We start from the raw sequence: 7,584 nt of genomic DNA, 5'->3' as shown, positions 1-7,584 counted from the left end.
GGCCGCACCCTACAAGAGCTACCTATTTAGCATAGGATTTCCTTGGGTTGTACCCCACGCTACTTTTCTATTATTTTGCTAAGTCTGCTGGGCTAAAGCGCCAGCCTACAACAGCTATTTGGTTCATATATACATTCCGTGGGTCATGACCCACGCTACACAAGTTGCAAATATCGTGTGGCGTTATTTTGATTGGTAGGGTGCGCCCAGCGCACCATTTAAATCGCTATGTTAATTGGTGCGGAGGCCGCACCCTACAAGAGCTACCTATTTAGCATAGGATTTCCTTGGGTTGTACCCCACGCTACTTTTCTATTATTTTGATAAGTCTGCTGGGCTAAAGCGCCAGCCTACAAGCGCTATTTGGTCTATATATACATTCCGTGGGCTGCCACTCACACCACCCATAAAAAATGCCCCACTATTTAATAGCGGGGCATTTTCAATTCAGACAATTAGAAAACCAATTTAAAAAATCAGCCTTCTCGTCTTATTTAGGATGAACCATATCAGCAGGGATTACCCATTCGTCAAACTGAGCTTCAGTCAATAGCTCAAGCTCGACCGCAACTTGCTTCAAAGTTTTGTTTTCTTTATAAGCAGTCTTAGCGATTTTCGCAGCGTTTTCATAGCCTACATGACGGTTTAACGCAGTGACTAGCATCAAAGAGTTATGTAAGAAATGATCGATTTTATCTTTAACAGGTTTGATACCTACAGCACAGTTATCATTGAAGCTGTTGCAAGCGTCACCCAATAATTGGATAGATTGCAATAGATTGAAAGCGATCACAGGCTTAAATACGTTGAGCTCGAAGTTACCAGAGGCACCCGCTAGGCTGATCGTAGTGTCGTTACCCATGACCTGCGCCACAACCATAGTCATCGCTTCAGACTGAGTTGGGTTCACTTTACCTGGCATGATAGAAGAGCCTGGCTCATTTTCAGGAATCTCTAACTCACCCAAACCACAACGTGGGCCTGAAGCTAACCAACGCACGTCGTTAGCGATTTTATTTAAGCTAGCCGCTAGCGTTTTCAATGCGCCTGAAGCATAAACTTCCGCATCACGAGCTGCTAGGGCTTCAAATTTATTCGGGGCCGTCACAAACGGTAAACCTGACAACTCAGACAATTGCTCAGCAGCTTTCACAGCGTAATCAGGATGGGCGTTTAGACCAGTACCCACCGCAGTACCACCTAGTGGCAACTCATACAGACCTTGTAGCGCATTATCGATACGCACTAAAGCATGGTCTAGTTGGCTAACATAACCGCTGAACTCTTGACCTAAAGTCAAAGGCGTAGCGTCTTGTAAATGCGTACGACCAATTTTTACGATGCTATCGAATTCTTTAGCTTTTTGATCCAAAGTATCGCGTAAGGCTTTAACGGCAGGAATCAATAAGCTGTTGATTTGACGAGCAGCAGCCACACGGATAGCCGTTGGGAAGCTGTCGTTGGTCGATTGTGCATGGTTGACATGGTCGTTCGGGTGGATAGGCTGATAGCTACCACGTTCGTTACCCGCGATTTCATTGGCACGGTTCGCCAACACTTCGTTCATGTTCATGTTCGACTGCGTGCCTGAACCCGTCTGCCATACAACTAGCGGGAACTGGTCGGTAAGACCGCCATTGATAACTTCGTCAGCCGCTTGCACGATAAGGTCGCGCTGAGCTTCTTCGATACGGCCTAGGCTGGCGTTAGTGATGGCTGCCGCTTTTTTGACTAGCGCCATTGCTTCAATCATTGGGCGCGGTAAAGTCTCACCACCAATCTTGAAGTTCTCACGGCTGCGCTGCGTTTGCGCGCCCCAATAGGCCTCTGAAGGTACTTCTACATTGCCCATGGTGTCTTTTTCGGTACGGGTTGACATACTGTCTCCTGTTATGAATGGCCATAAATAATATATGTGTGCAATAAAAACGTTATTGAGGCGCCTACTGCGAATTTTTGACCCGATTATGATAGCATGACTGATGACGAATTTCTTACAGGGTCAGGTTATTTTCGTGACTAAAAGCATCTCTACTCTTAAGCAGCGCAGGATTCTAAGGGCAATATGAGCAACTCCATAACTAATAGTTATCCTCGTGATTCAGCGCTGTCGGATAAGCTATCGAATCAAGCAGTCACCAACCCATCTCGCCGCCAGTTCACTCGCCAGCGTCGCCAACTTAGCGAGCAGCAGCGTCGACTTGCAGCTACTCTTGCCAGTGGTCAGTTGTATAAGCTCAATGGCTTATTGCCTAAACAGGCGCGGATAGCACTCTACTATGATGACTTTGGCGAATTACCGACGCAGCCTATTCTAGAATGGTGTCAGCGTTTGGGTTACTTAGGCTATTTACCAGTAGTGGGGTCGTTAGATAAAAGTGATAAACGCATGCGCTTTGCGCCGATTCATCGCCCTCAACTGAGCGCCTTGCCGACCAGTCAACATGCCTTAGGGATGCTGCACTATCAACATCGTCATTTGCTCTGGGCGCATGAATTAGACGTTATCTTCTGTCCATTAGTCGCGGCGGATCTACATGGCAATCGCATGGGTATGGGTGGCGGCTATTATGATACGACACTAGCCAAGTTGACACGAACTGGTCGAAAAAGAACGCTTATTATTGGCTGGTGTTATGACTTCCAAGTGGTTGAGCAGCTCGCTCGCCAACCTTGGGATGTGCCACTGGATGCACTGATTACGCCCACGGGCATTAGGTGGTTTACATGAGTAAAGATAATCAGTCTTCATCTGAGGCGGTAAATCAGCACCTATTGGGTTTAGAAGACGTCACGGCTGAAGCAAAGAACATGACCCTAATAGAAAACCAAAGCTTTACCGCTGCTGAATTGTCCAGTCTAGTGAACCCTAAACGCTTACAGGAGCTGCTGGATCAGAGCGATAATTTTTTAAGTGGTCTGACTAATGAGCTGAATGATTTTGAGTCAGATGATTAATACGACGACTAATAGTACGTTCCATTAAAAAAGGTGAGGCAGTTTAATAACTGCCCCACCTTTTTTATTTCAACGAGATGAGTTTAACCCTGAGTGGTTACTCTACAATACCATCGCCGCAATCCAACCAAACAATAATAGCGGAATGTTGTAATGGATAAAGGTCGGAATCACACTGTCTTTAATATGATCATGCTGACCGTCCACGTTCAGACCTGATGTCGGCCCAAGAGTCGAATCTGACGCTGGCGAACCTGCATCACCTAAAGCGCCAGCCGTACCAACGATAGCCACTGTTGCTAACGGTGAAAACCCTAATGATAGACATAACGGCACGTAAATCGCCGCTAAAATAGGAATGGTAGAGAACGATGAACCAATACCCATCGTCACGATTAAGCCCAGCAATAGCATGATAAAGGCAGCAATAGCTTTATTGCCTGCAAATAACGAAGTAGCACCATCCACGAGTGGTTGAATCTGCTCGGTCGCTTTCATCACTTCCGCAAAACCCTGCGCGGTAATCATAATAAAACCAATCATCGCCATCAGCTTAATACCATCGTTAAAGACCGTATCCGCCTCACGCCATTTCACTACCCCAGTCGCCATGAATACGCCGAAGCCAAACATTGAACCCAACAATAGCGAGTCGGTATAAAGCTGCACTACGAATGCTGTGACAATAGCTGCCAATGCCACCAAAGTTTTCATCTTACTTTGTTTTTGCGCAGTCGCCGCTGTTTTGCTTAACGCATCTCCGGCTACTATGCCACGCTCTATGCTGGCATTCTCTACAACGTCATTTTCTATAACACTATCATGCGCTGCTTGGTCTATCGCGACTTGGTGGTACTGACGCGGTTTGCGATAACTGATAAATATCGCCGTCATTAAACCCACCAACATCCCCAATGCCGGAATAGCCATCGCTTTAACCACGGAGATATCACTGATATCAATACCCGCTTCGCCGACGTTTTTCAGCATAATTTGGTTAAGATAAATATCACCAAAACCATAGGGGATAAACATATAGGTCGTGACCAGTCCAAAGGTAATCAGACAAGCTATCAGACGTCTATCAATGTGCATCCGGTTAAAAGCCAATAGCAACGGCGGGACTAATAGAGGAATAAAAGCGATATGAATAGGGATTAAGTTTTGGCTAAAGCAACTCATCATGACCAGACCGGCAAACAGCATATACTTAATCATACCGCTGGTCCCGCCGGCATCAATGCGCTTGATGACCGATCCGGCCAAGGATTGCGGCAGACCTGAATGAGCAATCGCTACCGCAAAGGCCCCTAGCAAAGCATAAGATAAGGCAATCTGTGCGCCGTTTTTAATCCCTTCTTGGAAAGCCGCTAAGGTCGCATCAACACCCAGTCCAGCGACTAAACCGCCTACGATGGCACCTATTAGCAAACTTAACACCACGTGGACGCGCGCCAAGGAAAGCCCTAGCATCACGACTACCGCTAGCAGTACCGCATTTATCATCATAATTAACTGTGCCTATAGGTCGTATTAAATAGTGTCGTATCAAAATTTCAGAAAAAAACAGCGCCCTATTCTACCTGATTCACTGCCTCTATTCAGCGCCATCTGTCACTGGCATACTAAAGCGTATGGTAAATTAGGTTTTTTGATACTTTTATAACGATTTTATTCGTCTATTTAACTTGCTATTTAGCTCCTGAATTCGGCGATAAATGTCGCTTCTGAGATAGAAACTGTCATAACTTATCGTTATCTGATTAGTCTATAAGCTTGCAATTTTATTCTAAACCACCATTTACTAGGGTAAGCGCAATTTTATTACTATAACCCCTAGCCTTAATTACCTCCACATTGATTAATCTGTACATTGATAACCTTTAGCCAATAATCTTTGATAAATAACCTTTAATAAAGAAGCATCCACTACTTCAAGCCAGCTGCGCGCAGGCGCACTCTGCGATAGGATTAGATATATGACTGATAAAGACCTAGATTACGATAGCAATTTAGATAGTAATGGCGAAGCAGAGACTGTAGATAGCAGCGTAGATAACGCTATAGACAATACTACTGCTGAAACTGTAGACGCTAGCGAGCTGTCGGATAGCCCAAACTCGCCGGACGCAACAGAAGAGACTAGCGAAGACGATCAGGACAATAATAGATTGCCTGAGCACTCGCACCTGCCCCTACTCGCCCTACGCGATGTGGTCGTGTATCCGCATATGCAAATCGCCCTATTTGTAGGTCGCGCGCCTTCGGTCAAAGCCGTAGAGCTAGCGCAAGCAGAATATGACAATCAAGTATTGGTGGTAGCGCAAAAAGACTCGCTAACTGAAGACATTGATTTAGACAACCTTTATCAATATGGTACGGTCTGCCGCATCGTCAGCACCATGCCGCATGACAGCGATGACAATTGTATCAAAGTCCTCATCGAAGGCCAGTACCGTGCCCGTGTCGACGAGTTGCAGGACCATGAAGACCTGCTCACTGCGAACTTTACCCGTGTCGATATCGCTGTAGATATGGACGAAGAGCAGCAAGCCAATACTCGTAAAGCGCTTATCGGTCTATTTGAGGCCTATGCGGAAGCGAGACTGCGCAATTCGCGTGAGCTAACCCGCGTCGCTGAACGTATCGAAGACCTATTAGAATTGGTGTATTTCATCTCTACTCGCGTTTCTATGGACCTCGATGTCAAACAGTCGTTCTTAGAAGATGACGACCTAAAAGCGCATATCAATGCCTTGACCAATTATTTGATTAAGCAAAGCGCTGAGCAAAGCATCGAGCAAGATATTCAAGAAGCCGTGCGTCGCCAAATGGAAAGCAACCAACGCGAATATTTCTTGAATGAAAAAATGAAAGCTATCAAAAACGAACTGTCGGATCTAAGCGACGGTGCCTTTGATGCAGAAGATGATATAGGTGAATTAGAGCTGCGTCTGAAAGAAGCGGACTTACCCGAAGACGTGCGCAAAAAAGCTGAGCAAGAATTTAAAAAGCTCAAAATGATGCCGCCAGCTTCTAGTGAGTCGTCTGTCGTGCGTAACTATATCGAGTGGATTTTAGACACGCCGTGGAATGCCACGACCAAAGTTTCTATCAACTTGGATAAAGCCAAAAACGTCCTAGACGAAGACCACTATGGCCTAAAAGATGTGAAAGACCGCATCTTGGAATACTTAGCCGTACAGTCTCGCGTCAAGCAATTGCGTGGTCCTATCCTATGTCTGGTAGGTCCTCCAGGTGTGGGTAAAACCTCGCTAGGTGAGTCCATTGCCCGCGCGACGGGTCGTAAGTTTATTCGCATGGCGCTAGGCGGCGTACGTGATGAAGCTGAGATTCGTGGTCACCGCCGTACCTATATCGGTGCTATGCCAGGTAAAATCGTGCAATCCTTAGCCAAAGTGGAAGTGAAAAACCCACTCTTCTTATTGGATGAAATCGATAAGATGGCACAAGACTTCCGTGGTGACCCGGCGTCAGCCTTGCTAGAAGTACTGGACCCGTCACAGAACGACAAGTTTAACGACCATTACCTTGATATGGACTTGGACTTATCGCAAGTGATGTTTATCTGTACTGCTAATAGCATGGACATCCCGCCAGCGCTGCTCGACCGTATGGAAGTGATTCGCTTACCGGGTTACACCGAAGAAGAAAAGGTCAATATCGCGCAGAAATATTTAGTGCCAAAAGCTATCAAGCAAAATGGTCTAAAAGACGGCGAGATTGAGATTATTCCAGAAGCTTTGCATAGCATTGTCCAGCGCTATACTCGTGAAGCTGGGGTGCGCAACCTTGAGCGTGAAGTGAATAAGATTTGCCGTAAAGTCGTACGCGAATCCGTGGAAACGCATGGTGTCCGCGCGCCTAAAAAAGCCGAGCGTCAACTGGTCACCGTCAATGAAGATAACATCCAAGAGTATCTGGGCGTGCATCAATTTGACTTTGGCTTAGCTGAGCAAGAGCCTGAGATCGGTCGTATCACTGGTTTAGCTTGGACCAGCGTTGGTGGTGAGCTGCTCACTATCGAAGCGGTCACCATGAAGGGTAAAGGCGAGTTGGTCTTCACCGGGTCATTAGGCGATGTGATGAAAGAGTCTATCCGGGCTGCGATGAGCGTGGTTCGAGCGCGTGGCGAGCAGTTTGGTATCGATTACGAGACCTTTAAAACTACCGATATCCACGTACATATGCCGGAAGGCGCGACGCCAAAAGATGGTCCATCTGCAGGTATTGCACTGACCACAGCCTTAGTCTCAGCTATGACGGGCATCGCAATTCGTTCTGATATTGCTATGACCGGTGAGGTAACGCTCCGTGGTAAGGTTCTACGTATCGGTGGCTTAAAAGAGAAGCTATTGGCGGCGCATCGTGGTGGTATCAAGCACGTCTTGATTCCAGAATCGAATGAGCGTGATTTGGAGGAGATTCCAGATAATGTCAAAGCAGGTCTCACGATTCAGCCGGTAGCGACTATCGACGAAGTGTTAAAAGTGGCTTTGGTAGCCATGCCGCAACCGCTGAAACCTGCTAAAGTCGCTATCGATGCGACTAAGTCAAAAAAGGCTTTAAGAAGCTAAGCTTAGTCTGACCCTAAGCCTGTACTTA

The 7,584-nt window shown here is 46.5% G+C and carries 5 protein-coding genes; 3 read left to right on the top strand and 2 right to left on the bottom strand.

All coding sequences use genetic code 11. The features are described 5' to 3' along the window. Nucleotides 1–490 precede the first annotated feature (490 nt). Nucleotides 491–1,879, bottom strand: a complete 1,389-nt coding sequence (gene fumC, locus ACZ2XM_RS14390; protein WP_490588800.1) for a class II fumarate hydratase — start codon at nt 1,877–1,879, stop codon at nt 491–493. A 186-nt stretch (nt 1,880–2,065) separates the two neighbouring features. Here fumC and ACZ2XM_RS14385 point away from each other — a divergent pair, with 186 nt between their 5' ends. Then, entirely contained in the window at nt 2,066–2,731 is a 666-nt protein-coding gene (locus tag ACZ2XM_RS14385; RefSeq protein WP_490588799.1) for a 5-formyltetrahydrofolate cyclo-ligase, read from the top strand. Next, complete coding sequence (locus tag ACZ2XM_RS14380) at nt 2,728–2,958, top strand: hypothetical protein (RefSeq protein WP_490588798.1); 231 nt, start codon at nt 2,728–2,730, stop codon at nt 2,956–2,958. The genes ACZ2XM_RS14385 and ACZ2XM_RS14380 overlap by 4 nt, the downstream gene beginning before the upstream one ends. A 102-nt stretch (nt 2,959–3,060) precedes the next feature. Here ACZ2XM_RS14380 and ACZ2XM_RS14375 read toward each other — a convergent pair whose 3' ends face one another. Further along, entirely contained in the window at nt 3,061–4,467 is a 1,407-nt protein-coding gene (locus ACZ2XM_RS14375) for a Na+/H+ antiporter family protein (protein ID WP_490588797.1), read from the bottom strand. 470 nt (nt 4,468–4,937) lie between these two features. Between ACZ2XM_RS14375 and lon the strand changes: the two genes are divergently transcribed. Further along, nucleotides 4,938–7,556, top strand: a complete 2,619-nt coding sequence (lon, locus tag ACZ2XM_RS14370) for an endopeptidase La (protein WP_490588796.1) — start codon at nt 4,938–4,940, stop codon at nt 7,554–7,556. Nucleotides 7,557–7,584: the final 28 nt, after the last annotated feature.

The sequence above is a fragment of the Psychrobacter sp. CoH-33_TS_01 genome (assembly GCF_058189395.1).
The sequence above is the reverse complement of the archived record's forward strand: the minus strand, read 5'-3'. Positions and strand labels throughout refer to the sequence as shown.